Here is a 23724-nt window from a genome sequence, read left to right as displayed (position 1 = left end):
CAACGAAAAAGGGAAGATCTAAAGCGGCATCTCCGAAGTCTGCTTGACCGTCTGGCTGGGCACGTCGGTCTTGACGTTCTGCACCCCCTTGATGCGACTTAAGTGCTCCGACTGGAAGCGGCGATAGTCCTCGATGCCCGCCGCCACAACCCGCACCATAGCGTCGCAATCGCCCAGCATCAGATAGCATTCCAGCACCTCGGGCAGCTTGGCCACCTCCCTGGCGAAATGCTCGATCGTGTCCTCGTCCTGCTGCTTCAGCCAGATGCGGGTGAAGAAGGTATGACCGCGACCGATCTTGGCCGGGTTGAGCACCGCGACATAGCGGTCGATGACGCCCGCTTCCTCCAGCAATTTTACGCGCCTCAGACAGGGTGACGGCGACAGGCCGACCTCTCTCGCAAGATCGTTGTTGGCCATGCGCCCGTCGCGCTGCAGGGCGCGCAAAATCCGCTTGTCGATCTCATCCAGCTTCATGGCGTCTGATTCCAATATTGTCTTAATTCTCGCTATCCAATGCCAAATCTTTGCAGAAACCTCGCATCTTCGCAACCCGATTGCGGAGCGTTTCGGCTATGATGGCCAGCGAATAACCGACCATCGAGCAACCGGAGAAGGCCGCCCCGCAAGGCTGGCCGAAGAAGAGCCATGAGCGTTTCCGAGCTAACCCTGGGCCACCCTCCCGCCGAAGCGCGCGGCGCCGAATTCCGGCGGGGCGCCGCCGCCTCGACGCCGGTGCTGCTTGGCATTGTGCCCTACGCACTCGTGCTGGGCGCGCAGGCGGCGCAGAAGGGCTTGAGCGTCGTCGAGGTGCCGTTGATGACGGGCCTCAACTTCGCCGGCGGCTCCGAATTTGCCGCCATCCAGCTCTGGACCTCGCCGCCGCATGTGCTGTTGATCGCCGCCATCACATTGCTGGTCAACAGCCGGCATTTCCTGATGGGCGCGGCACTTGCGCCGTTCCTGCGCCACCTGCCCAAGCGCAAGGCGTTCCCCGCGCTGTTCTTGATGTGCGACGAGAGCTGGGCGCTCGGGCTCGCCGACGCGAAGCGCCGCGCGGCAGGCGGGCTGCGGCCAGCCTTCAGCCTCGCCTATTATGCGGGAACTGCCCTTCCGTTCTATCTTGCCTGGGTGATTTTCACGACCTGCGGAGCGGCGCTCGGGCCGGCGCTTGGCAACGTCGAGCGCTACGGCTTCGCCATGGCCTTTCCGGCTGTGTTCCTGGTGCTGCTGCGCGGCATGTGGAAGGGTTTTGCCGCGGCGCGCCCCTGGCTGGTCAGCCTCGCGCTGGCGGCGGCAACTTATCTCGTCGTTCCGGGCGCCTGGTACGTGGCGGCAGGCGCGCTGTCCGGGCTGGTGTCCGCCTGGCTTCTGGCAGGTGAGAAATGATCGAGCCCTGGACCGTTCTCGCCATCCTTGCCATGGCCGGCGTCACCTATTTGACGCGGATCGGCGGCTATGTCGTGCTCAGGAACCGCACGCTCAGTCCACGCGCCACCGCCGTGATGGAAGCCGCGCCCGGCTGCGTGCTGATCTCGGTGATCGCGCCCGACTTCGTGTCGAAGAATCCGGCCGACCTGGCGGCGCTCGCCATCACATTGCTCGCGGCGACAAGACTGTCGATGCTGCCGACGGTGGTCATCGGCGTGGCTTCGGCCGGGGTATTGCGGTGGGTGATGGGGTAAACGCCGGCGGCCGCCCTCTGCCATGCCGGGGCATCTCCCCCAAGGAGGAGATTGGCTCTCCATCGCATCAACTGCCGTAGACCCCAATTTCGCCAGACGCGATCGAAGCGGCCTTGTCGATCCAGCCCAGATGCTTTTCCAGCGCCGGTCCAGCGGGTCGGGGTCCTGCGGGTCGATGATCGCGGGACCATTGTATCGGGCGAAATGCCGAGCTGATCCAGGCCGAGCTGCTGTTCGATCTCGGCAATCGCGGAGGGTGCTCGCAATTTTAGCCGTGGCTTATTTTGCGACACCCACCCGGGCTTGTGGCTTCTCAGCCGCGGCCCGCGCCACGATCGCCTCCAGCGGCTCTGGCCGGTGCAGGAAATAGCCTTGGCCATAGCCGACGCCCATGCCGACGAGGATCTCCAGCGCGCTTTTCCCCTCGACCTTCTCGGCCACGACGGCGCAGCCCATCGAGCGGGCGATGCCGGCGATTGCCGAGACGATCTCGCGGTCGAAGCGGCTGTCGGCGATGTGCTGGACGAAGGAGCCGTCAATCTTGATCGCATCGATAGGAAAGCGCCGCAGATACTCGAACGAGCTCATGCCGGCGCCGAAATCGTCGAGGCTGACACGGCAATGGCGCAGCCTTGCCCGGCGCACGAATTCCTCCGCTGCGTCGAAATTGGTGACAGCCGCGGTCTCGGTGATCTCGAAGCCGATTGCAGACGGCGGCGCGCCGTTCTCGGCGATCGCCGCGTCGACGAAATCCCAAAGCTGCGGATCGGAGAGCGTCTGCGCCGACAGGTTGAAGCCGAGCGAGACGGCGCCGGAGAGCATCGCCCTGCCATGGCGCGACAGCGCCGTGCGGATGATCCAGCGGTCGAGCCGGGCGGCAAGCCCGAAGCGTTCGGCCACCGGCATGAACTCGCCCGGCAAGATCAGCTTGCCGTTGCGCGCCTCGAGCCGCGCCAGCACCTCGACATGGCGGCTGTCTTGCCAGGGCCTGCCGAGGCGATGGATCTCCTGGCCGAACAGCTTCAACCGGCTGTCCTCCATGGCATCGACCAGATCGGCGGCAAGCCGCGCGGCGTTGAGGCCGCCGGCTCCGGAAGCTGTTTCGGCCGAGAACACGGCGAAGCGGTCGCGCCCGCCGGCTTTGGCGGCGTAGCAGGCATCGTCGGCGCAGGCGAGCGCATCGGTTACCGTCGTCCGGGGATCGCGCACGAAGGCGATGCCGATGCTGGCGGCTAGCCTGCGGGACGACACGGCGGAGCCGAGATCGGCGTCGCGCACCGCCGCGAGCACGGCACGCGCCAGCCGCTCGGCGCAAGCGTCGTTGCAGTTCGGAACCAGCAGCGCGAATTCGTCGCCGCCGAGGCGCGCGGCGTGCGCCGAGGGCGGCAGGCTGGCGCGGATGCCGCCGGCGACGCTCTTCAGCGCGATATCGCCCGCGGCATGGCCGGCATAGTCGTTCAGCGCCTTGAAGTAGTCGAGGTCGACATAGAAGACGGCAAGCGGCAGCCGGTCCGCCGCGCCGATGTTTTCGGCGAGCAGCCGGTCGAAGGCCGAGCGGTTCCACAGCCCGGTCAGCGCATCGTGATGGGCGGCGTAAGCGAGCTCCTCGGCGCGCTTCGTCTCGTCGGTGATGTCGCGTACCGTGCCGAGGATCTGGCCGGCCGAGCCGGCGCCGGCGATCAAACGCACCAGCGACTCGACATGGCGGACCGAGCCGTCGCGCCGGACGATACGGTATTGCGTGGCGGTCACGCTTTTCGAGCCCGGCGGCGGCAGATGCGCGCGCTCGGTGGCCTCCTTGTCGTCCGGGTGGAGATAGGTGTGCCAGAGATCGGCCGTCACCTCGTCGGTATCGCTGACCAGGCCGAAGATCTCCCTGGTGCGCGGGTCCCAATAGCTCTTGTTGATGCCGATCGTAGTGCCAGATGCCGGTGCCGCTGGCGGCGAGCGCGAGCCGCAAGCGGACATTGACCTGCTCAAGCGCGGCCTCGGCCTCCTTCTGCCTGGTGATATCGGTCTGCACGCCCATCAGGCGCAGCGGCTTGCCCTCGGCATCGCGCTCGACGATGCCGCCGCGGTCAAGCACCCAGACCCAGCGGCCGTCCTTGTGCTTCAGCCGTAGTTCCGTCTCGATCGACTCGGTGTCACCAGCGATATGGCGGTCGCCGCTCGCCAGCGCTCGCTCGCAGTCGTCGGGATGAGTGAGCTTCAGCCACAGATCGGAGGTATCGAGCTCGCCCTCGGCATAACCCAGCATCTTCCACCAGGTCGGCGAATAGTAGCAATCGCCCGTCGCGAGATTCCAGTCCCATAAGCCGAGCTGGGCGCGATCGAGCGCCAGCGCCCAGAATTCGCCGTTGCGTTTGTTGTCGTCCGCCATGCCCTCGTTCTTGCCGTCCCCGTTCGGGCATAGTGCATGAAAGCTGACAAGAAAGGGTTACTGGGGTGAAGCTGCCAATCTCCCCTTCTGGGTGCCCTTGGGGGGAGATGTCCGGCAGGGCAGAGAGCGCGAAGGATCGCGGCATTGATTAGCTCGATCAAGCCGGTGACCGATCGGCAGGCATCGCTCTTCGCTGAAAAAGTCGGGGGACAGCGCTCCCCTCTGCCCTGCCGGGCATCTCCCCAAAAACAATGGGCGATGCTAGCCGCCCGCCGCCAGCCTTCGCCTCACCACCGCCGCGTGGAAACGCGCGCCATGCAGCAGGCCTTCATCGTTGAAGTCGTAGGCCGGGTTGTGCAGCGGGGCGGAATTTCCGTTGCCGAGAAAGACGAAACAGCCGGGCACTTCGGTGAGGAAGCGGGCGAAATCCTCCGAGGCGGTCATCGGCCCGGCGGCGATGCCGACGGCATCGCCGGCCAGTACCGTTCCGGCCGCAGCAAGCGCTTCATCCACCAGCGCCGCGTCGTTGATCAAGGGCACGAACTCGCGCGTGTAAGTAACGTCAGCCGCTACGTTATAGGCCTGCGCCATGCCTTCGGCGATGCGGCGCATCTCCTTCTCGATCGCCGCGCTCACCTCGGGCCGGAAACTGCGGCAGTCGCCAAGGATGCGGGCGAGACCGGGCAGCGCGTTGCGGGTGCCGTCGGTGATGAGCTCGGTGACCGAGACGACGCCGATATCGACGGGGCTCAGGCGTCGCGAGACGATGGTCTGCAGGTTGACGACCAGCGCGCAGGCGGCAACCAGCGTCTCGCGAGCGGCGTGCGGCCTGGCGGCGTGGCCGCCCAAGCCTTTCAGCACGATCTCGAAATTGTCCTCGGCCGACATGATCGGACCGCTCCGGGTTTCGAAGTGGCCGATGGGCAGGCCCGGCATGTTGTGCAGCCCGAAGATTTCCTCGAAGGGAAAGCGTTCGATGAGCCCGTCTTCGATCATCGCAAGCGCGCCCCTGCCCCACTCCTCGGCCGGCTGGAAGATGAACCGCACCGTGCCGTCGAAGCCGCCTTCCTGCGCAAGCAGCTTCGCCGCGCCGAGCAGCATGGCGGTGTGACCGTCATGGCCGCAGGCATGCATGGTGCCGGGCGTCTGCGAGCGCCAGGCTTGGGTCCCTTGCTCGGCGATGCGCAGCGCATCCATGTCGGCGCGCAGCGCAATCGCGCGATTGCCGCTGCCTCTGGCCAGCGTGCCGACAACGCCGGTGCCGCCTATGCCTTCCGCGACTTCGAGCCCGAAGGCGCGAAGCTTCTCCGTCACGAAGGCGGCGGTGCGCTTTTCCTCGAAGCCGAATTCCGGGTGGGCGTGGAGGTCGCGCCGCCAGGCTGTCATCTCGCGATGCAGCTGCTGCTGGTCGAGTTCAGCCATCTTCTCTTTCCCCAGCGCTCGTTCCAGGCGACTGTTCCCGAAGTTGCGCTTCGTTTCCATCGATTCCGGAGGGAAGCCCGCTTTCCTGAAAATCCTTCAGGCGATCTGCAGCTCCAGCTCCCGCGGCACCGCCCCGACCAGCTCGGTGTAACGGCCGGCGTCGGTCGCGCCTTCCGAATTGATGACGAGCACACGCGACGTCGCATCGAGCCCGAGAGCCGCGCGCATGCCCTTGTCTCCGGCTGCGCGGATCAGCCCGGCAAGCCCCGCGCCGCCACTCTCGCCGGAAACGATGGCCGGATCGTTGCCCAAGGGCCGGGCCAGTCGGTTCATCACCGCGACCGCGTCGTCTTCGTCGACGGTCATGAAGGCGTCGCCGACGCGGGCCAGCACCCGCCAAGCGATCAGGGACGGCTCGGCGCATTCCAGCATCGCCATCACCGTCGACCGCTGAGGCGCGATCGTTACGGGACGGCCGGCCTCCACCGAGGCGCAGACGCAAGCCGAGCGCCTCGGCTCGACCACCACGGCCTTCGGCCGCCGCTCGCCGAGCAGAATTGCCATATAGCCCGCAAGCGCCGCCGCAAAACCGCCGACGCCGGCCTGCAGGAAGACGTGCGTCGGCGGTTCGGCCATGTGCCGCAGCGCCTCGCGCACGATCACCGTGTAGCCCTGCATGACAAGCCCCGGAATGCGCTCGTAGCCGCGCCAGGAGGTGTTGGAGACGATCTTCCAGCCGCGCTCGGCGCCGACCCGGGCGACCTCGCGGACCGCATGATCATAACCGCCCTCGACCTGCACGATCTCGGCGCCGAAGCGGGCGATGGCCGCCACGCGCTCGGCGCTGACGCCGGCATGGACGTAGATGACCGAACGCGCGCCGACGAGGCCCGCCCCCTGCGCGACCGATCGGCCGTGGTTGCCATCGGTGGCGCAGCAGAAGGTCATCTGGGCGGCGATAGCGCGCAGCTTCGGATCGTTGATTTCGCAGATATCGACTTCGCGACCGAAGCGCTTGCCGGCCTCTTCCAGTACCAGCCGCATGACGGCATAGGCGCCGCCCAGCGCCTTGAAGCTGCCAAGGCCAAGACGCTGGCCCTCGTCCTTGACATGCAGTGCTGCGATGCCGAGGCCATTGGCGAGCGCCGGCAAGGCATAGAGAGGCGTTTCGGCATGGTCGTCGCGCGCCCTGAGATAATGCTCGGCCCGGTCGGCGCCCGCCAGGCCGAGGGCCTCGGCGTCGGCCGGCACCAGCGGCTGGTTGTGTTCGGGGCGCTGGTTGATGAGCAGCATGCTATTCTTTCTTCGATACACTGAACTTTTTTGACGCGCGCGAGAATCGCGCTCCCTAATCTGGCTAGTGATTGAAGTTTGTTTCGATCAGATGTCGCCGGATTCCCGCCTTGGTGGCACGCAACGTTTCGAAATGACTATTTTTGGTGGTGCTTCGCCTGGTAGCACCTGCCGTCGACAACCATAACGTTTGGTTCCGCGATCAGTCGGCTGCCAGCCGGGCGGCGACGCCAAGCAGGACATTGGCGCCCGCAACCAGTTCGTCGGCGGCGGTGAACTCGTCCGGGCTGTGGCTGATGCCGCCCCGGCTCGGCACGAAGATCATCGCGGACGGCGCAATGCGAGCAATCATCTGCGCGTCGTGCCCCGCGCCCGACGTCATGCGCCGGCACGAAAGGCCGGCGACTTTGGCGCCATCCTCGATCAGCGAGACGATGCCGGCATCGAACGTCACCGGCTCGAAGCGCGCCAGGCTTTCGGCGTGGATGGTGACGCCGGCGCTTGCAGCAAGGTCGTCGAGGAAGGCGGCGAGCGCCGCTTCCGCTTCGCGAAGATGCATTTCGTTCGGATCGCGAAGGTCGATGGTGAAGATTGCCCGCGACGGGATGACGTTGATGGCGTTTGGCTCGAAAGCGATGGTGCCGACGGTGGCGACCGTCGGCGTCGGCGAGGCGCTGGCCCGGTCCGCGAGGAAGCTGATCACACGCGCGGCGGCGATGCCGGCATCCTGGCGCATCGACATCGGCGTGGTGCCGGCATGGTTGGCCACGCCGTCGATGGTTATGCGCTGCCAGGAAATGCCCTGCAGGTTTTCGACTGCGCCGATGGCGATGCCCTCGCGCTCCAGCACCGGTCCCTGTTCGACATGCAGCTCGACATAGACATGCGGCTTGAGGAAGCCGGGCTGATGTCGGCCGGCATAGCCGATGCGCTCCAACTCCTTGCCCAGCACCGAGCCGTCGGTGCCGATCGAGGCCAGCGCCTCTTCGATATCCCGGCCGCCGGCAAAGACCAGCGAGCCCATCATATCAGGCGAATAGCGCACGCCCTCCTCATTGGTGAAGGCGGCGACCACAAGCGGGCGCGCCGGCGCGAATCCTGCCTCCTTCAGGCTCTCGATCGCTTCGAGGCCGGCAAGCACGCCGTAGCAGCCGTCATAGATGCCGGCGTCGATCACCGTGTCGATGTGCGAGCCGAGCATCACCGCTTCCTGGCCTGCCTCGGCGTCGCCCTGCCAGATGCCGAAGATGTTGCCGATGCGATCGATGGCGACGTCGAGCCCTGCCTCTTCCAGCCAACCGACAAGGCGGTCGCGGCCAAGCTTGTCCATGTCGGAGGCGGCGACGCGGACGAGCCGGCCCTGCGTATCGCGACCGAGGCTGCCGAGCTCCTCGATACGGCCAAGCAGGCGGTCGGCATTGATCGTCAGATTGCTCATGCCGGCTGCCTCGCCAGCGCAACCTCGTCCGGCGCCATCCCGACCAGCTCGGCATAGCGGCCGGGGTCGGTCGCGCCTTCGGAGTTGATGATGAGCACGCGCGACTGGGCATCGAGGCCGAGAGCCCCGCGCATCTTCTTGTCGCCGGCAGCGCGGATCAGCCCGGCGAGCCCCGCCCCGCCGCTCTCGCCGGAAACGATCGCCGGATCAGTGCCTGAAGGTCGCGCCAGGCGGTTCATCACCGAAACCGCGTCGTCCTCGTCCACGGTCATGAAAGCATCGCCGAGCCGCGACAGCACGCGCCAGGCTACGAGCGACGGCTCATAGCATTCGAGCATCGCCATCACCGTGGGCTTGCTGTGCGCGATCGCGATTGGACGCCCCGCCTTCGCGGTGGCGTAGACGCACGCCGCCCGCGCGGGCTCGACCACGATTGCCGCAGGGCGATCCTCGCCTAGCACGATGGCGAAATGGCCGGCCACCGCCGCGGCGAGGCCGCCGACGCCGGCCTGCAGGAAGACGTGGGTGGGCGACTTCGGCAAGCGCCTCAGCGCTTCGCGCACGATAACCGTGTAGCCCTGCATCACCAGCCCCGGGATGCGCTCATAACCCGGCCAGGATGTGTCGGAGACGACGGTCCAGCCGCGCTCGGTGGCGACGCGGGCGGCTTCCCTGACCGACTGGTCGTAGTCGCCGGCGATGCGCACGATCTCGGCGCCGAAGCGGGCGATCGCCGCCACGCGTTCGTTGCTGACGCCCGAATGGACGAAGATGACGGAGCGCGCACCGACCAGGCCGGCGCCCTGCGCTACCGAGCGTCCATGATTGCCGTCGGTCGCGCAGGCGAACGTCATCCCGGCCGCAATCGCCTTCACGTCGGGCCCATGCAGTTCCGCGACCTCGATGGCGCGGCCGAGCCGTTCCTCGGCCTCTTCCAGCACCAGTCGGATGACGGCGTAGGCGCCGCCCAGCGCCTTGAAGCTGCCGAGGCCGAGGCGCTTGCCCTCATCCTTGACGTGGAGCGCGGCGATGCCGAGTTCGCCGGCCAGCGCCGGCAAGGCATGCAGCGGCGTCTCGGCATGGTTTTCGCGTGCGGCCAGGAAGCGCTCGGCCTCGGCGGCTCCGGCGAGCCCAAGCATCGCGGCGTCTTCTTCGGTCAGCGGCTGGCGATGGGTCGGGTGGTGGTTGAGCAGGAACATGGATCGGCTTTCTCTGTCTTGTTGGCTGAAATTTATTGCAAGTCCAGCGAGAAAGGCGCTCTGTCTCAGCGCCTGAAATGCAAGTTTGTTTCGTTTAGATGCCTGTCATGTCCATTTTGCCCGACCTCGACGCTTTCGACCGCGCCATCCTCGCCATCCTGCAGAAGGACAACAGCACGCCCCAGCGCGTTATCGGCGAGACGGTGAACCTCTCGGCGCCAGCCGTGCAGCGGCGCATCAAGCGCATGGAGGAAACGGGCGTCATTCGCGCCAATGTCGCGCTGGTCGATCCGGCCAAGGTCGGCCATCCGATCACCATCTTCGTCGAGGTCGAGGTGGAGAGCGAGCGGGCCGAACTGATCGACGCCGCCAAGCGCGGCTTCGCCGCGGTGCCCGAAGTACAGCAGTGCTATTACGTGACCGGCGAGGCCGACTTCATCCTGGTCGTCACCGTGGCGACGATGGCCGACTACGAGGCGCTGACCCGGCGATTGTTTTTTGAGAACAACAACGTCAGGCGGTTTCGCACGTTCGTTGCGATGGATCGGGTGAAGGTCGGGCTGGAGGTGCCGGTGGGCGCACCTCACTCAACATGATCCCTCGGGGCATTTCGTATCGCGGCATGATACTCAGCGCTTGATCTCGCAGACGTATCATGCAAAGATACGTTGCGAGGGGCAGTGGATGATACGTTCGTTCACAGACAAGACCACTGAAGCGATTTCGACAGGCAAAGCTCCGAAAGGATTTCCGGCAGATCTCATTCGTGTCGCTCAGCGGAAACTGTTCATGCTGGACAACGCAGCCGAACTGGCCGACCTCAAAGTCCCACCGGGAAATCGGCTTGAAGCGCTGAGGGCGATCGCGCCGGTCAGTACTCAATCCGTATCAACGACCAATTTCGTGTTTGCTTTCGGTGGACCGATGGAGGAGCGGACAATGTGGAGATCACCGACTACCATAGCTAAACCAACCAGCTCTGTCCGACAGGAGCGGAACCAATGATCAACCTTGATAAGCCTATTCATCCCGGCGAGATATTGCGGGTCGAGTTCCTTGAGCCACTCGACCTGAAGCCCTACACCCTGGCGAAAAAGCTTCACGTCCCACGTACCCGTATCGAGCGCCTCGCCAACGAGACCACGCCCGTTACGCCGGACACCGCTCTGCGTCTCGCCAAATTCTTTGGCACCACGCCACAGTTCTGGATGAACATGCAAGCCAGTTACGACCTGGCCGTGGAGGGCGCGTCGCTGCAGGAAGAGCTCAAGGAAATTAAACGGTTCGAGGCGGCTGCTTAAGAGCTCTTGCCGCCCTCCCTTCCCAGCAACCGCGCATAGATCTCCCCCACGATCCCGCGCCGGAAGATCAGCACGCAGACCATGAAGATCACGCCGGTCGCTATCGTCACCGGGAAGCCGGAGGTGGCAAGCGTGTTCTCGAGGCCGACGACTAGGCCGGCGCCGACCACCGGGCCGACCATGGTGCCGATGCCGCCAAGAAGCGTCATCAGGATGACCTCGCCCGACATCTGCCAGGTGACGTCGGTGAGGGTCGCGAACTGGAAGACGATCGCCTTCACCGCGCCGGCAAGGCCGGCAAGGGCCGCCGACATGACGAAGGCGGCGAGCTTGTAGCGGCCGACCGAATAGCCCAGCGAAATGGCGCGGTTCTCGTTCTCGCGGATTGAGCGCAGGATCATGCCGAAGGGCGAGTTGACGATGCGCCAGATGGCGAAGAGGCCGATCAGGAAGATAGCTAGCACGAAGAAATACATGTTCATCGGCACGTTGAGGTCGAGCATGCCGAAGAGATGGCCCCGCGGCACGCCCTGGATGCCGTCCTCGCCTTCGGTGAAGGGCGCCTGCACGCAGAAGAAATAGAACATCTGCGCCATCGCCAGCGTGATCATGGCGAAATAGATGCCTTGCCGGCGGATGGCGAGGAAGCCGACGACGAGGCCCATGCCTGCCGCGCCCGCAGCGCCGAGCAGGATGCCGGCCTCGGGCGGCCAGCCCCAGGCTTTCACCGCATAGGCGCAGAAATAGGCGGCGCCGCCAAAGAAGGCGGCGTGGCCGAAGGAAAGCAGCCCGGTGTAGCCGAGGAGCAGGTTGAAGGCGCAGGCGAACAACGCGAAGCACAGCATCTTCATGACGAAGATCGGATAGATGACGAAGGGGGCGGCGAGGAGCGCCATGATCCCCAGCGCCACAAGCGCCCGTTCCAGCCGGACGGAGGCAGCGGCGCGCTCTGCGTGAAGGGTCGCCTCGCTCATCTTACGCGTCCCTTCCGAACAGGCCCGCGGGGCGGAGCAAAAGCACGATCGCCATGATGACGAAGACCACCAGGTTCGAGGCCTCCGGATAGAAAACTTTGGTCAGGCCCTCGGCGAGGCCGAGCATGTAGCCGGTGACGATGGCGCCGAGGATCGAGCCCATGCCGCCGACCACGACGACGGCAAAGACGACGATGATGAGGTCCGATCCCATCAGCGGGCTGACCTGGTAGACGGGCGCCGCAAGGATGCCGGCCAGCCCGGCAAGTGCTGCGCCCAGCCCATAAGTGAGCGTCAGCAGCAGCGGCACGTTGACGCCGAAAGCCTGCACCAGCTCGGGGTTCTCCGTGGCGGCGCGCAGATAGGAGCCGAGCCTGGTCTTTTCGATCAGCAGCCAGGTGCCGATGCAGACGATGAGCGAGGCCACCACCACCCAGCCGCGGTAATTGGGCAGGAACATGAAGCCGAGATTGGTGCCCCCGGCAAGCAGGGTCGGCACCGCGTAAGGATTGCCGGAGACGCCATAATAGAAGCGGAAGACGCCTTCGATGACCAGCGCAAGGCCGAAGGTGAAAAGCAGGCCATAGAGCGGGTCGAGCCGGTAGAGCCGCGACAGCGCTACACGCTCCACCACGATGCCGAACAGGCCGACGGCCAAAGGCACGATGATCAGCGCCGGCCAGTAGCCGATGCCGAGATGGACGAGCAGTAGATAGCCGATGAAGGCGCCGAACATATACAGCGCGCCATGGGCGAAGTTGATAATGCGCAAGAGCCCGAAGATGACGGCCAGCCCGAGGCTGAGCATGGCGTAAAAAGAGCCGTTGATCAGGCCGACAAGCAGTTGGCCGAGCAAGGCCTGGATGGGGATGCCGAAGATCATGGTCATTTGGCCATCATACCCCCAGCACCTCGTGCAGTTTGTCGGTGTGCGCGGAAAGCTGGCCGACCGGGAAACCTTCCACCACCTTGCCGTGATCCATCACGTAGAAGCGATCGGCGATGCGGGCGGCGAAGCGGAAATTCTGCTCGACCAAAAGGATGGTCATGCCGCGCTTCTTCAGCGCCGCCAGCAATTCGCCGATGCGCTGGACGATGACCGGTGCCAGGCCCTCGGTCGGCTCGTCGAGCAAAAGCATTTCGACGCCGGTTCTCAGGATGCGGGCGATCGCCAGCATCTGCTGCTCGCCGCCGGAAAGCTTCGTGCCCTGGCTGTTGCGACGTTCCTTGAGGTTGGGGAAGAGGTCGAAGATCTCCTCCACGCTCATGCCGCCCTTGGCCACCACCGGCGGGAGGATCAGATTTTCGTCGACGGTGAGCGTGGCGAAGATGCCGCGCTCCTCCGGCACGAAACCGATGCCCTGATGGGCGACGCGGTGCAGCGGCAGGCGGATCAGGTCCTTGCCATTGAAAGTGACGGAGCCTGTCCGCTTGCGGATCAGGCCCATGATGGCGCGCAGCGTCGTCGTCTTGCCGACGCCGTTGCGGCCAAGCAGCGTAACCGTCTCGCCGCGCAGGACTTCGAGGTTGACGCCGTGCAGCGCATGGCCCTCGCCGTACCAGGCATGAAGGTCGCGCACGGCAAGCAGCGGCTCACTCATGCTCGGTCCCCATATAGGCGACGCGCACGCGCTCGTCCTGGCTCACAGTCGCGTAGTCGCCGGCGGCAAGCACCTGGCCGCGCTGCATGACGGTGATCCAGTCGCAGAGATCGGCAACGACGGTGAGGTTGTGCTCGACCATCAGCACGGCGCGGTCTTTCGCCAGCGAGCGGATGATGCCTGAGATCGTGCCGACATCCTCATGCCCCATGCCGGCCATCGGCTCGTCGAGCAGCAGAACTTTTGGATCGAGCGCCAGCGTGGTGGCGATTTCCAGCACACGCTTCCTGCCATAGGAGAGATCGCCCGCCAGCCGATGCGCGGCGTCGTCGAGCCCGACGATGGCGAGCAGCTCGCGCGCCCGGGGCGTCAGCTGGTCCAGCGCCGAGACCGGGCGCCAGAACTGATAGCCCAGCCCGCCCGGACGCTGCAGCGCGACGCGCACATTGTCGAGCACGCTGAGATGCGGAAAGATCGCCGATATCTGGAAGGAGCGTACAAGCCCCATGCGCGCCACCCTGGCCGGCGGCGTGCGGGTGATGTCGGTGCCGAGCAGTTGGATGGTGCCGCTGGTCGGCTGCAGGAATTTGGTCAACAGGTTGAAGATGGTGGTCTTGCCGGCGCCATTCGGGCCGATCAAGGCATGGATCCTGCCGTGATGGACGTCGAGATCGACGTCCTTCACGGCGACGAATCCGGCGAAGTCGCGCCGCAAGCCGCGGGCGGAAAGCACCACCCGCGGCGTCTGGTCGATGCCGTCCCGGCGGACGGCGGTGGCGGTGTCGAGCGTCACTTGCTGACGAGCGGGCAGCCGCTATCCTCGGCTTTCATGAAGGCCTTGTCGCCGGGAATGGTCGCCAGGTAGGTGTAGTAGTCCCAGTCCTTCTTGCTCTCCTCCGGCTTCTTGACCTGGTAGAGATACATGTCGTGCACCATCGAGCCGTCGGCCTGCACCTTGCCGTTCACCGTGAACACGTCGTTGACCGGCATCTCATGCAATTGCTTGGCTACCGCTTCGGTCTCGTCGGTGCCGGCCTTGTCGATGGCCTTCAGATACTGCGTCACCGCCGAATAGGTGCCGGCCTGGACCATGTTGGGCATGCGGTTGGTGCGCTTGAAGAAGCGCTGCGCGAAATCGCGGCTCACATCGTCGCGGTCCCAGTAATAGCCTTCCGTCAGCACAACGCCCTGCGCCGCCTGCAGGCCAAGGCCATGCACCTCGGCCAGCGTGAAGAGCAGCGCCGCCAGCCGCTGGCCGCCGGCGACGATGCCGAACTCGGCCGCCTGCTTGATCGAGTTCGAGGTGTCGAGGCCGGCATTGGCTAGGCCGATGATCTTGGCGCCGGAGGACTGCGCCTGCAGCAAGAAGGAGGAATAGTCGGTGGAGCCAAGCGGATAGCGCACCTCGCCCAGCACCTTGCCGCCACTGGATTCCACGAGCTTGGCGGTCTGGTCCTTCAGCGAATAGCCGAATGCATAGTCGACGGTGATGAAATACCAGCTGTCGCCGCCCTGCTGCACCAGTGCACCGCCGGTGCCGACCGCTTGGGAGTGGGTGTCGTAGGCCCAGTGGAAACCATAGGGCGAGCACTGCTTGCCGGTGAGGTCGGTGGAGGCGGCGCCGGTGACGATGTCGATCTTCTTCTTTTCCTTGGAAAGCCCCTGGACGGCGAGCGCGACGGAAGACGTGGTGAGCTCCATGATCGCGTCGACCTGCTCGGTGTCGTACCACTGGCGCGCGATGTTGGAGGCGATGTCCGGCTTGTTCTGGTGGTCGGCGCTGACGATCTCGATCGGCGCGCCCTGCACCTTGCCGCCGAAATCCTCGACCGCCATCTTGGCGGCCTCGACCGACCATTTGCCGCCGAAATCGGCATAGACGCCGGACTGGTCGTTCAAGATGCCGATCTTGACCTTGCCGTCCGAGATTTCGCCAGCCGCCGCCGGCATTGCGGATGCCGCAATGAGCGCGGCGGAGACGAGATAGGATGCTTTCACTGGTAGTTCCTCCCTTGTGGTCAACCACGGGAAACGCGGCGGACCTCGCAATGGTTCAACAGTTCCGTCGGATTGTGGATTGAGGCCTCGATCCCGCCTGCCACTCCTATTCTTGCGGGCCTGCTCGTTTGCGGCTGGGCCGCCGCGCGCCTTGGGTGCACGGGCGCGAGCCTAGCATCACATTTCGCTGGCCGGGAATGCTATTTTCGTAGCATGCGGATGGGTTGGGGGCAGCATGGTGTCCCTTCACCAGGGCAGCCGCTTGCCATCGCTAAAAAGCCGCCGGTCGGACCGTCGGGCAAGGTTGCGGCGCAGACGATGCCGGCCGCGCCTTGCGCGACGGGGCGGCCGCCGGCACCGCCCATGTCGCGACCCAGCCGGGGCAGGTCGAATTGACCAGCAAGCGCCCCCTCCCCGCCAGACACAATCCGGAAACAGGATTCAACAGCCCGGAAAAACTCGCGAAAAGACCGGCTGTCATAAGCGGCACCGGAGCAGCCGAACTACGGCCAGCGACAACCTGATATCGATCTTCGAAAAAGGAACGCCGACTTATGAAAAAGACCCTTCTCTCCGTTCTCGGCCTGGCGGTCGCGCTTGCTTTCGCGGTGCCGGCGCTCGGCACTACCGAAGCCAACGCTGCCGCGACCACGACGGCTGCGACCACGACGACCACCGCGGCTCCGGCTGCGGCCACCGAGACGGCCAAGCCGGACGCCAACGTCCCGCACAAGAAGCATGTCAAGCACCATCGCCGTCACGCCCGCAAGCATCACGTGAAGAAGCACTCGAAGCATCACGCCAAGAAGCATCATGTGAAGCACCACACCAAGAAGCGTACCCACAAGAAGCACGGCAAGAAGCTCGCCGCATAAGGCGCGTCGCCGGCTTTTGGCTTTTCAGCAATTGGCCAAAAACTTCATGACCGGATGATCCCGGACCGCTTCAACAGGGTTCGGGATCATCGCTTCCCGGAAACGCCGTCCCTCAAAGGCGGCGTTTTTGCTTACCAGGTCGCTGGCGCGGTCGTCCGGTCCGGATCGTGCCTTACTTCTTCTGCGGATAGATCGTCTCGCCGCGCTTCAGCATTTCGACGAACGTCTCGATCTTCTTCTTGCGCCCCGCCTCGGTCTTCATGTTGTGGACGCGGAAGGCGAGCGCGAAACGGTTCTGCGCCGAAAGCTTTGCCAGCATCGCTTTGGCCTTCGGTTCGGCATCGATCGCGGCCTGCAGGTCGGGCGGAAATGTCATCTCTTTCGAGCCGCCATAGGCGCGGTCCCAGCGGCCATCGGCTTTGGCCGCCTCGACTTCGCGCAGGCCATGCTCCGTCATGCGGCCCTCTTCGATCAAGCGCGCGACGTTGTCGACGTTGATCCTGCTCCAGATGCTCTTCCTGCCGCGCGGCGTGTAGCGCTGCAGAAAGCTCTTCTCGTCGAGCGACTTGCGCACCGCATCGATCCAGCCGAAGCAGAGCACGACGTCGATCGCTTCCTTCGGCGTGATCGAAGCAAGGCCAGAGCCGACCTTGTGGATCTTGATCCAGACCTCGCTTTCGCCGGCCTGGTTTTGGCTGAGCCAGGCGTAGAAGCTTTCGGCGTCCGAGAACTCGTGGACCTTACTCGGGTCGACCTTGATGGGGGCCATCGGTGTTCCTTCTTGCCTGAGCCGAGGCTCCGATCTCCCCCTTTGTTGGGGAGACGGCCGGCAGATCAGAGGGCGCGCTGTCCCGCCAGCCCTGTCGAGACGCCGCCGCCTTAGCTTATACTCGTGGGAATTTAAGGCCGCGTTTCTTCGCGCCCCCCCTGCCCTGCCTGGTTGAATTATCAAAGCCGCGCCAGCCAACCATCGGACTCTCCGATAACACTATCGGTTTCTTCCGTTTCCGCTCCGCCGGCCGGCCTGCCACATCACCGTCCATGCAAAGGAAAGGCATGGACATGGACGAGACAAAAATCCTGATCGTCGGCGGCAGTTCGGGCATGGGGCTGGCGCTTGCCAGGCGCTGCCTCGACGAAGGCGCCGGCGTCATCATCGCCGGGCGCAATGCAGCGAGGCTGAACGCCGCGCGCGATGAGCTCGGTCGCCCGGCCGCGCTGGCAACGGAGTTGGTAGACATCAGCCGCGAGGCCGAGGTCGCGACGCTGTTCGCGCGCATCGGCCGGCTCGAGCATATCGTCAGCACGGCGGCCGACATCGAAGGCGCCTACCGGCTTTTGCCCGAGATCGAGCTTTCGGCAGCGCAAAAGGTGGTGGACAGCAAGTTCTACGGGCCGCTGCTGTTGGCCAAGCATGGTGCGCCGAAGCTTTCGGCCAACGGTTCGCTCACCTTCGTCTCCGGCATTGCCGCCTACCGCCCGGCCGCGCGCGGCTCGGTGGTCGCGGCCGTCAACGCCGGGCTCGAAGGGCTGGTGCGGGCCTTGGCGATCGAGCTGGCGCCGATCCGCGTCAATGCCGTCTCGCCCGGCTGGGTCGACACGCCGATCTGGCAATACGTTGCCGGCGATGCGAAGGACGAGACGCTTGCCGCGATGGCGAAGCGCCTGCCGGCTGGACGAGTCGGACGGCCGGAAGACATTGCGGACGCGATCCGCTTCCTGATGGGCAACGGCTTTACGACGGGAACGACGCTGCATGTCGAGGGCGGGCAGCGGCTGGTCTGACGATCGCGAAGTTTTCGCCCATCGCCGCGAGCAAGAGCTTCAGCGCCGGCGGCTGGACGCGCCGGCGCCGCCAGATCATGACCAGCTCCGCCGAGCGGATCGGGCCCGGCCATGCGATCTCGGCCACCTCGCCGCGATCGAGCGCCGCGGCGACCGCCAGCCGCGGCACAAGGCCGAAGCCGGCGCCGGCCGCCACCAAGCCGGCGATGGCGTCAATGCTGCCAGCCTCGGCCGCGAGCTTCGGTCCGCCGAGGCCCGCCTCGGTGAAGGCCGTGTCGACCATGACGCGGTAGACGCATCCGGTTTCGGTGGCGACGAAACGCTTTTCGGCAAGCTCCGCCAGATCGACATCCGCCCGGTTCTCGCCCGGCGGCGCGATCAGCACCAGCGGCTCGGCCGCGACGGGGCGCCTGGCGAAGCGCTCGTCGGGCTCGCTGGCGCCCGGTCTGTCGAAGCAGAAGGCGACGTCGATCCCGCCCTCTCCCAGCCTGCGGCGCAACTCGCCGCTGCCTGCGATTTTCAGCCTGATGTCGATGTCGGGATGAACGGCCTGGAAATCGGCGAGCCAGCCGGGAAGTTTTGCCGAAGCGATCGTCTCGAGCGCGCCGATCGACAGGCTGCCGGCCGTCTCGGCCTCGGTGGCATCGATGGCGGCCCGGGCGTCGTCGGCGAGCGCCAGCAATTCCTCGGCGTAGGCTTGCAGCGCCTCGCCGGCCGGGGTCAGGTCCAGCCCTTGCCGCGACCGTGTGAACAGCGTCGCGCCCAGCTCGGCCTCGAGCGACTGGATCTGGTCGCTGACGCTCGACTGCGCGAGATTGAGCTCGCCCGCCGCGCGCGTGACGTTGCGTGTGCGCGCGACCGCCAGAAAGGTCTTCAGCAGCCTTGGATGCACGTTACTGCAGCTGCGGCTTCTTGAGGAAGGAGTTGCGGTCGGCCGATTTTACGCGAAGCCAGGTCTCACGGCCGTCGCGCACGACGCGCAACGGAATTTCCGCGCCGGCCGGGTTCTGCCAGAGTTTTCGATAGAAGTCGGCGAGACCGTCAACCTCGCCGTCGCGCACGTCGGAGATGATGTCGCCTTGGCGAAGGCCAGCCTCTGCCGCGGGACCACCTTCGGCGACGCTCATCACCACCACCATGCCGTTCGACTCCGCCGAGAAGGCGCCGAGCCACGGGCGCGGCGGCTTGGCGACCTGGCCGCGCTTGACCAGATCGTCGAGGATCGGCGTCAGAAGGTCGATCGGCACGATCATGTTGATGTCGGCAACCTCGCCGGCGCGGCTCATCTGCAGGCGCAGCGAGCCGACGCCGAGCAGCTTGCCGTCACGGTCGAACAGCGCAGCACCACCCCACGACGGATGCGCCGGCGCGGTGAAGATCGCCTCGTCGATGAGATATTCCCAATAGCCGGCGAATTCCTGCTTGGTGACGATGTGGGCGTCGACCTGCTGGCCGATGCCGTCGGCAAGCGTCACGGCGTCGCCGATATTGGCCTTCCTGGCATTGCCGAACGTGACTGCCGGCAGCCCGAGCGGCGCCAGCGCCTGCACCAAGCCGAAGCCGGTCTCCTGGTCATAGGCCAGCGCATGCGCCGCAACCACGCGGCCGTCCTGGTCGGTCAGCCAGACCTCCTCGGCCTCGGTGATGAGATAGCCGATGGTGAGAACCAGCCCGCTGTCGCGGATCACCACGCCGCTGCCCTCGCGGCGCGTGCCCAGCGCATTGGCGGTAAAGGCGTCTTCCGGAACCGTGGCGCGCACGGCCACGACGGAGCGCGAGATTTTTTCGATGGTCATCGTCGATCCTGAATTACGGGTCTTTTTCTATAAGTATGGCCAAAGGGACGCGGTGCAAGGGCATCTGTCCAGGCGGGGCGCTGCTGGCCCAAGCATTAGTTCAACGAAATTTGAACTTTTTTCTTTGACGCCCGCGCAACCGCACCTAAATCTTGCGCAACGAACCCCGCATCCCGCCCAGAGCAACAAGGCCTCCCGAGATGAACCAGTACAACCCGCCGAAAGTCTGGACCTGGAACAAGCCGAGTGGCGGCACCTTCGCCTCCATCAATCGGCCAGTCGCCGGGCCGACGCATGAGAAGGAATTGCCTGTCGGCAAGCATCCGCTGCAGCTCTATTCGCTGGCCACGCCCAACGGCCAGAAGGTGACGATCATGCTGGAGGAGTTGCTGGCGCGCGGCCACAAGGGCGCCGAATACGACGCCTGGCTGATCCGCATCAATGACGGCGACCAGTTCGGCTCGGGCTTCGTCGAGGTCAACCCGAACTCCAAGATCCCGGCGCTGATGGACCGCAGCGAACCGAAGCCGGTGCGCGTGTTCGAGTCGGGCTCGATCCTCACCTATCTGGCGGAAAAATTCGGCGAGTTCCTGCCGACGGAGCGTGCAGCGCGGGCCGAAACCTTCTCGTGGCTGTTCTGGCAGATGGGCTCGGCGCCCTATCTCGGCGGCGGCTTCGGGCATTTTTACGCCTATGCGCCGGAAAAGATCGAATATGCCATCGACCGCTTCGCCATGGAAACCAAGCGGCAGATGGACGTGCTGGATCGGCGGCTGGCCGAAAGCGAGTATCTCGCCGGGCCGGATTACACCATCGCCGACATGGCGGTCTGGCCCTGGTATGGCGGGCTCGCCAAAGGCCGCAGCTACAACGATGCCGCGCAGTTCCTCGCCGTGCATGAATATAAGCACGTGCAGCGCTGGGCCGATGCGATCGACGCCAGGCCGGCGGTAAGGCGCGGCCGCATGGTCAACCGCATCTCCGGCGATCCGGCCTCCCAGCTGCACGAGCGCCACGACGCCAGCGATTTCGAGACGAAGACGCAGGACAGGTTGCAAGCGGCGGAGTGAGCTGCTGATTTCCCCTTGCGGGGGAGATGGCCGGCAGGCCAGAGCGGGTCGCTGCGCGTGGAGCGAGACGCCCGACGAACAATAAGAGGGCAAGTTGGCGCATCGTGCACGCCGACCCCCCTCTGTCGCCTTCGGCGAAATCTCCCCCTCAAGGGCCCTCAAGGGCCCTCAAGGGGGGAAGATCAGCTACCTCCCGTAGGTATACGTCACACTGGCCTCCGCCAGCGCCTGGCTCTTCGCCGCGACCGACACCATTTCGGGCGACGGATTTTCCGGCGTGCGCAGCTTCGCCTCACTCAGCGCATAGAGCGTGAAGACATAGTGGTGCGTGCCGCTGCCGGGCGGCGGACATGGGCCGAAATAGCCGGCGCGACCGACGCCGCCCATGCCGGACACCGTGCCCTTCGGCAGGCGCTTGCCGCCTTTGGAGCCGGCGCCTTCGGCGAGGCCCTTGGCGCTTGCCGGGATGTTCCAGGCAAGCCAATGCCAGAACCCCTTGCCTTCGTTGGCATCGGGATCGAACATGGTGAGCGCGTAGCTCCTGGTGCCCGCCGGCGGGTTCTTCCAGGCAAGCGCGATCGAGACGCTCTTGCCGCCGCATCCGGGCTTGTCGCCGAGATATTTTGCGTCCCACCTGTCATTGGAAACCGATGGGCTGGAGATCTCGAAGGCGGATGCCTGGGTAGCGAAGGCGGCGAAGGCAAGTCCAATCAGGCCGAGGCGCGAAGTCATGGCTTCACTCCTTCTACTTGGATTGCCCAAAGTCTATCCGAAAGGCGCGCCGGAGCCGAGCAACTTTGCGTGACGGCCGGCAGGCGCCGGAGCTGCCGATTTCCCCACAAGGAGGAGTTCCGGAGCACTGCCGACGAGCAGTGTCACGCGCGGCGGCGAGTCCATACTATCCCCCTCTCGCCAACGCGGGCGACCCGATTTGTTCTTGCCGGCCCTTCCTAAAGGTGCCGCCACCCGATCTTGCCGTTAGGCCAACAGAGCTATGCGGTTCTTCACGAATTTTTTCAGCCGGAACATCCCCTGGAAAGCTCCGTTGAAAACTTAGTCAACGATGCAAACCAATGGAGATTTCCTGATGATGAAGAAGATTCTCGCAGCTTCCGTTCTTACCCTCGCGCTCGCGACCTCGGGCGCCATGGCTCAGACAGCCGGCGCGAGCGGCGACGCCAGCGGCAGCGTTTCGGGCGGCGTCTCGGGCACGACTGGCGGCGCCTCGGGCAGTGCGACGGGCGGTGCCACGGTCACCACGCCGGCAACCCCTGGCACGGATACGACCACCACGAATTCCACGAATTCCATGAACTCCACGAATTCGACGAACCAGCCGGCCGGTATGCAGGATCGCTGCAAGGATACGGGCGCTAACGATACCGACAACAACACGGCCAGCGGCAATACGACCTCGAACATGCAGAACTGCAACAAGTAGGGCGGTTTCGATTCGCACCGGATCGCCGACACAAAAAAGCCCCGCCGGTGGAAGCCGTCGGGGCTCTTTCGTTGAGGCCTTGAAGGTGGGACTTCGCTGCCTGCCGATCCAGGGGGTGTTGGATCGGCCGCGACCCTAGCCGAAGAATCGGCGGGGCTATAATCACGGCTGCGCACTACCAATCACGCCTGCGCGAGAAGGAGGTGATAGCCGGCTGTCGATCTCTCTTTGAGGGAAAAGTGGCTACCTCAGCAGCTTCGCCAATCGCGGCACGCCCTCGCCCACCGCGCGGTCGTCGGCCAGCGTGAAGGACATGCGCAGCGTGTTGCGGCCGGTGCCGTCGGCATAAAAGGCGTTGCCCGGCACGAAGGCGACGCGCGCCTCCTGCACCGAACGCGCCAGCAACGCGGTGGCGTCAGTGCCTTCGGGCAGCGTCAGCCAGACGAACATGCCGCCTTCCGGCCGGCTCCAGGAAATGCCGTCCGGCATGTTTTCCTCGAGGGCGCCGAGCAGCGCGTCGCGGCGACGGCGATAGGCCCCGATCAGCTTCTCCACCTGGGCGTCGAAGATGGTCTCGGCAACGCGATGCATGACCATCTGGTTGATCGACGGGCTGTGCAGATCGGAGGCCTGTTTCATCAGCACCAGCTTTTCCACCACATGGCGCGAGGCGCAGACCCAGCCGACGCGCATGCCTGGCGACAGGATCTTGGAGAAGGAGCCGCAATAGAGCGTGCGGGCATTGTCGATGCCGCCCGAGCGGGCACAATCCAGCGCCAGAATCGGCGGCACCGCCTCGCCATCATAGCGCAGTGCCCGATAGGCGGCGTCCTCGATGACGGCGATGTCGAGCTCGCCGGCGAGGTCGAGCACCGCCTCGCGCTGCTTGCTATCCAGAGTGTTGCCGGTCGGGTTGGCGAAATCCGGCACCAGATAGGCGAATTTCACTTTGCCGCCGTTAGCCGCGGCGGCCGCGCCATAGGCATCCGGCGTCATGTTGCCGCCGGCAATGTTCAGCCGGTCGTAACGCGGCTCGTAGGCGTTGAAGGCCTGCAGCGCGCCGAGATAGGTCGGCCAGGTGACCAGCGCGGTGTCGCCAGGCGACAGGAACAGCTTGCCGAGATAATCGAGCGCCTGCTGCGAGCCGGAGGTGATCAAGATGTTGCCCTCGTCGCATCGGATGCCGAGTCCGCCCATATAGCCGGCCAGCCATTTGCGCAGCGGCAGGAAACCTTCGCTGACCTGGTATTGCAGCGCGGCCCCCGCTTCCGCGCCGCCGAGCACGGCCTGATAGGCGTCGCCGATGGCCTCGGCCGGAAACAGCGAAGCATCGGGAATACCGCCGGCGAACGAGATGATGTCGGGCTGATCGAGCAGCTTCAGGAGTTCGCGGATTTCCGAGGCCTTCATGCGCGAGGAGCGCGAGGCCAAAAGGTTCAACAGGGTCAAAGCGCACCTCCCGCAGT

At 65.2% G+C, this 23724-nt stretch carries 24 protein-coding genes and 2 pseudogenes; 9 read left to right on the top strand and 17 right to left on the bottom strand.

Annotation, left to right across the window (positions count from 1 at the left end; all coding sequences use genetic code 11):
* Window positions 1-18 precede the first annotated feature (18 nt).
* A complete protein-coding gene (locus tag CK218_RS27435) occupies window positions 19-477 on the bottom strand; it encodes an Lrp/AsnC family transcriptional regulator (RefSeq protein ID WP_095778267.1) in 459 nt (152 codons plus the stop codon).
* A 171-nt stretch (window positions 478-648) separates the two neighbouring features.
* Between CK218_RS27435 and CK218_RS27430 the strand changes: the two genes are divergently transcribed.
* Together CK218_RS27430 and CK218_RS27425 are read left to right on the top strand one after the other, a co-directional pair.
* Entirely contained in the window at window positions 649-1389 is a 741-nt protein-coding gene (locus CK218_RS27430; protein WP_095829515.1) for an AzlC family ABC transporter permease, read from the top strand.
* Window positions 1386-1685 (top strand): AzlD family protein, encoded by a 300-nt coding sequence (locus CK218_RS27425; RefSeq protein WP_067322590.1) that lies wholly within the window; start codon window positions 1386-1388, stop codon window positions 1683-1685. Before CK218_RS27430 ends, CK218_RS27425 begins: the two co-directional genes overlap by 4 nt.
* Before the next feature lie 279 nt (window positions 1686-1964).
* Here the strand turns inward: CK218_RS27425 and CK218_RS27420 are convergent, their stop codons facing one another.
* The 6 genes and pseudogenes from CK218_RS27420 to CK218_RS27400 all read right to left on the bottom strand — a co-directional run bounded on the left by CK218_RS27420 (window position 1965) and on the right by CK218_RS27400 (window position 9417).
* On the bottom strand, window positions 1965-3653 hold the full coding sequence (locus CK218_RS27420) for a PAS domain-containing protein (RefSeq protein WP_245435210.1): 1689 nt from the start codon (window positions 3651-3653) through the stop codon (window positions 1965-1967).
* Window positions 3654-3723: 70 nt separating this feature from the next.
* Window positions 3724-4065: pseudogene (locus CK218_RS31240) on the bottom strand (PAS domain-containing protein); the annotation flags it as partial.
* A 261-nt stretch (window positions 4066-4326) separates the two neighbouring features.
* On the bottom strand, window positions 4327-5487 hold the full coding sequence (locus CK218_RS27415) for a M20 aminoacylase family protein (RefSeq protein WP_095829530.1): 1161 nt from the start codon (window positions 5485-5487) through the stop codon (window positions 4327-4329).
* A 96-nt stretch (window positions 5488-5583) separates the two neighbouring features.
* Window positions 5584-6780, bottom strand: a complete 1197-nt coding sequence (locus CK218_RS27410; RefSeq protein WP_095829514.1) for a diaminopropionate ammonia-lyase — start codon at window positions 6778-6780, stop codon at window positions 5584-5586.
* A gap of 202 nt (window positions 6781-6982) precedes the next feature.
* Window positions 6983-8218 (bottom strand): Zn-dependent hydrolase, encoded by a 1236-nt coding sequence (locus CK218_RS27405; RefSeq protein WP_095829513.1) that lies wholly within the window; start codon window positions 8216-8218, stop codon window positions 6983-6985.
* Window positions 8215-9417: a diaminopropionate ammonia-lyase gene (locus CK218_RS27400; RefSeq protein WP_095829512.1), complete on the bottom strand. Its 1203-nt coding sequence runs from the start codon at window positions 9415-9417 to the stop codon at window positions 8215-8217. Before CK218_RS27400 ends, CK218_RS27405 begins: the two co-directional genes overlap by 4 nt.
* Before the next feature lie 107 nt (window positions 9418-9524).
* Between CK218_RS27400 and CK218_RS27395 the strand changes: the two genes are divergently transcribed.
* From CK218_RS27395 to CK218_RS27385, 3 genes and pseudogenes are all read left to right on the top strand, one after another.
* Window positions 9525-10013 (top strand): Lrp/AsnC family transcriptional regulator, encoded by a 489-nt coding sequence (locus tag CK218_RS27395; protein WP_095829511.1) that lies wholly within the window; start codon window positions 9525-9527, stop codon window positions 10011-10013.
* 88 nt (window positions 10014-10101) lie between these two features.
* Window positions 10102-10385: pseudogene (locus CK218_RS27390) on the top strand (type II toxin-antitoxin system RelE/ParE family toxin).
* A gap of 33 nt (window positions 10386-10418) precedes the next feature.
* Entirely contained in the window at window positions 10419-10718 is a 300-nt protein-coding gene (locus CK218_RS27385) for a HigA family addiction module antitoxin (RefSeq protein ID WP_066998444.1), read from the top strand.
* On the opposite strand, the gene CK218_RS27380 is transcribed toward CK218_RS27385, so the two are convergent.
* Genes CK218_RS27380 through CK218_RS27360 form a run of 5 tightly spaced genes read right to left on the bottom strand, consistent with a single transcriptional unit; the run spans window position 10715 to window position 15291 of the window.
* Window positions 10715-11692 carry a branched-chain amino acid ABC transporter permease gene (locus tag CK218_RS27380; protein WP_095829510.1) on the bottom strand — a complete coding sequence of 326 codons (978 nt, stop codon included), beginning with the start codon at window positions 11690-11692 and terminating at the stop codon, window positions 10715-10717. The genes CK218_RS27385 and CK218_RS27380 overlap by 4 nt on opposite strands.
* Before the next feature lies 1 nt (window position 11693).
* Window positions 11694-12581 (bottom strand): branched-chain amino acid ABC transporter permease, encoded by an 888-nt coding sequence (locus tag CK218_RS27375; protein WP_066998448.1) that lies wholly within the window; start codon window positions 12579-12581, stop codon window positions 11694-11696.
* A gap of 7 nt (window positions 12582-12588) precedes the next feature.
* On the bottom strand, window positions 12589-13293 hold the full coding sequence (locus tag CK218_RS27370) for an ABC transporter ATP-binding protein (protein WP_095829509.1): 705 nt from the start codon (window positions 13291-13293) through the stop codon (window positions 12589-12591).
* Window positions 13286-14086 carry an ABC transporter ATP-binding protein gene (locus tag CK218_RS27365; RefSeq protein ID WP_245426319.1) on the bottom strand — a complete coding sequence of 267 codons (801 nt, stop codon included), beginning with the start codon at window positions 14084-14086 and terminating at the stop codon, window positions 13286-13288. Before CK218_RS27365 ends, CK218_RS27370 begins: the two co-directional genes overlap by 8 nt.
* Window positions 14083-15291, bottom strand: a complete 1209-nt coding sequence (locus tag CK218_RS27360; RefSeq protein ID WP_066998453.1) for an ABC transporter substrate-binding protein — start codon at window positions 15289-15291, stop codon at window positions 14083-14085. The genes CK218_RS27365 and CK218_RS27360 overlap by 4 nt, the downstream gene beginning before the upstream one ends.
* 554 nt (window positions 15292-15845) lie before the next feature.
* Between CK218_RS27360 and CK218_RS27350 the strand changes: the two genes are divergently transcribed.
* Complete coding sequence (locus CK218_RS27350) at window positions 15846-16166, top strand: hypothetical protein (protein WP_095829508.1); 321 nt, start codon at window positions 15846-15848, stop codon at window positions 16164-16166.
* Window positions 16167-16338: 172 nt separating this feature from the next.
* On the opposite strand, the gene CK218_RS27345 is transcribed toward CK218_RS27350, so the two are convergent.
* Window positions 16339-16935, bottom strand: a complete 597-nt coding sequence (locus CK218_RS27345; protein WP_095784251.1) for a YdeI/OmpD-associated family protein — start codon at window positions 16933-16935, stop codon at window positions 16339-16341.
* 287 nt (window positions 16936-17222) lie between these two features.
* Here CK218_RS27345 and CK218_RS27340 point away from each other — a divergent pair, with 287 nt between their 5' ends.
* Window positions 17223-17951, top strand: a complete 729-nt coding sequence (locus CK218_RS27340) for an SDR family oxidoreductase (RefSeq protein WP_095829529.1) — start codon at window positions 17223-17225, stop codon at window positions 17949-17951.
* Here the strand turns inward: CK218_RS27340 and CK218_RS27335 are convergent.
* Entirely contained in the window at window positions 17902-18843 is a 942-nt protein-coding gene (locus CK218_RS27335; protein WP_095829507.1) for a LysR family transcriptional regulator, read from the bottom strand. The genes CK218_RS27340 and CK218_RS27335 overlap by 50 nt on opposite strands.
* Before the next feature lies 1 nt (window position 18844).
* Window positions 18845-19747 carry a S1C family serine protease gene (locus CK218_RS27330; RefSeq protein WP_095829506.1) on the bottom strand — a complete coding sequence of 301 codons (903 nt, stop codon included), beginning with the start codon at window positions 19745-19747 and terminating at the stop codon, window positions 18845-18847.
* A 200-nt stretch (window positions 19748-19947) separates the two neighbouring features.
* Between CK218_RS27330 and yghU the strand changes: the two genes are divergently transcribed.
* The gene (gene yghU / locus CK218_RS27325) at window positions 19948-20817 is read left to right on the top strand and encodes a glutathione-dependent disulfide-bond oxidoreductase (RefSeq protein WP_095829505.1); all 870 of its coding nucleotides are present in this window, start codon (window positions 19948-19950) and stop codon (window positions 20815-20817) included.
* A gap of 186 nt (window positions 20818-21003) precedes the next feature.
* Here the strand turns inward: yghU and CK218_RS27320 are convergent, their stop codons facing one another.
* A complete protein-coding gene (locus tag CK218_RS27320; protein ID WP_095829504.1) occupies window positions 21004-21549 on the bottom strand; it encodes a YbhB/YbcL family Raf kinase inhibitor-like protein in 546 nt (181 codons plus the stop codon).
* Window positions 21550-21904: 355 nt separating this feature from the next.
* On the opposite strand from CK218_RS27320, the gene CK218_RS27315 reads away from it, so the two are divergent.
* Window positions 21905-22258 carry a hypothetical protein gene (locus tag CK218_RS27315; RefSeq protein ID WP_095829528.1) on the top strand — a complete coding sequence of 118 codons (354 nt, stop codon included), beginning with the start codon at window positions 21905-21907 and terminating at the stop codon, window positions 22256-22258.
* 243 nt (window positions 22259-22501) lie between these two features.
* Here CK218_RS27315 and CK218_RS27310 read toward each other — a convergent pair whose 3' ends face one another.
* Entirely contained in the window at window positions 22502-23668 is a 1167-nt protein-coding gene (locus tag CK218_RS27310; RefSeq protein WP_179294610.1) for a PLP-dependent aminotransferase family protein, read from the bottom strand.
* Between the last annotated feature and the right edge of the window lie 56 nt (window positions 23669-23724).

Origin of the sequence: Mesorhizobium sp. WSM3879 (assembly GCF_002294915.1) — a bacterium.
GTDB lineage: Bacteria > Pseudomonadota > Alphaproteobacteria > Rhizobiales > Rhizobiaceae > Mesorhizobium.
The sequence above is the reverse complement of the archived record's forward strand: the minus strand, read 5'-3'. Positions and strand labels throughout refer to the sequence as shown.

Coding starts and splice junctions, on each gene's coding strand:
- CK218_RS27435 (WP_095778267.1), bottom strand. CDS start 477: ATGAAGCTGGATGAGATCGACAAGCGGATTTTGCGCGCCCTGCAGCGC.
- CK218_RS27430 (WP_095829515.1), top strand. CDS start 649: ATGAGCGTTTCCGAGCTAACCCTGGGCCACCCTCCCGCCGAAGCGCGC.
- CK218_RS27425 (WP_067322590.1), top strand. CDS start 1,386: ATGATCGAGCCCTGGACCGTTCTCGCCATCCTTGCCATGGCCGGCGTC.
- CK218_RS27420 (WP_245435210.1), bottom strand. CDS start 3,653: ATGTCCGCTTGCGGCTCGCGCTCGCCGCCAGCGGCACCGGCATCTGGC.
- CK218_RS27415 (WP_095829530.1), bottom strand. CDS start 5,487: ATGGCTGAACTCGACCAGCAGCAGCTGCATCGCGAGATGACAGCCTGG.
- CK218_RS27410 (WP_095829514.1), bottom strand. CDS start 6,780: ATGCTGCTCATCAACCAGCGCCCCGAACACAACCAGCCGCTGGTGCCG.
- CK218_RS27405 (WP_095829513.1), bottom strand. CDS start 8,218: ATGAGCAATCTGACGATCAATGCCGACCGCCTGCTTGGCCGTATCGAG.
- CK218_RS27400 (WP_095829512.1), bottom strand. CDS start 9,417: ATGTTCCTGCTCAACCACCACCCGACCCATCGCCAGCCGCTGACCGAA.
- CK218_RS27395 (WP_095829511.1), top strand. CDS start 9,525: ATGTCCATTTTGCCCGACCTCGACGCTTTCGACCGCGCCATCCTCGCC.
- CK218_RS27385 (WP_066998444.1), top strand. CDS start 10,419: ATGATCAACCTTGATAAGCCTATTCATCCCGGCGAGATATTGCGGGTC.
- CK218_RS27380 (WP_095829510.1), bottom strand. CDS start 11,692: ATGAGCGAGGCGACCCTTCACGCAGAGCGCGCCGCTGCCTCCGTCCGG.
- CK218_RS27375 (WP_066998448.1), bottom strand. CDS start 12,581: ATGACCATGATCTTCGGCATCCCCATCCAGGCCTTGCTCGGCCAACTG.
- CK218_RS27370 (WP_095829509.1), bottom strand. CDS start 13,293: ATGAGTGAGCCGCTGCTTGCCGTGCGCGACCTTCATGCCTGGTACGGC.
- CK218_RS27350 (WP_095829508.1), top strand. CDS start 15,846: ATGAAAAAGACCCTTCTCTCCGTTCTCGGCCTGGCGGTCGCGCTTGCT.
- CK218_RS27345 (WP_095784251.1), bottom strand. CDS start 16,935: ATGGCCCCCATCAAGGTCGACCCGAGTAAGGTCCACGAGTTCTCGGAC.
- CK218_RS27340 (WP_095829529.1), top strand. CDS start 17,223: ATGGACATGGACGAGACAAAAATCCTGATCGTCGGCGGCAGTTCGGGC.
- CK218_RS27330 (WP_095829506.1), bottom strand. CDS start 19,747: ATGACCATCGAAAAAATCTCGCGCTCCGTCGTGGCCGTGCGCGCCACG.
- yghU (WP_095829505.1), top strand. CDS start 19,948: ATGAACCAGTACAACCCGCCGAAAGTCTGGACCTGGAACAAGCCGAGT.
- CK218_RS27320 (WP_095829504.1), bottom strand. CDS start 21,549: ATGACTTCGCGCCTCGGCCTGATTGGACTTGCCTTCGCCGCCTTCGCT.
- CK218_RS27315 (WP_095829528.1), top strand. CDS start 21,905: ATGATGAAGAAGATTCTCGCAGCTTCCGTTCTTACCCTCGCGCTCGCG.
- CK218_RS27310 (WP_179294610.1), bottom strand. CDS start 23,668: ATGAAGGCCTCGGAAATCCGCGAACTCCTGAAGCTGCTCGATCAGCCC.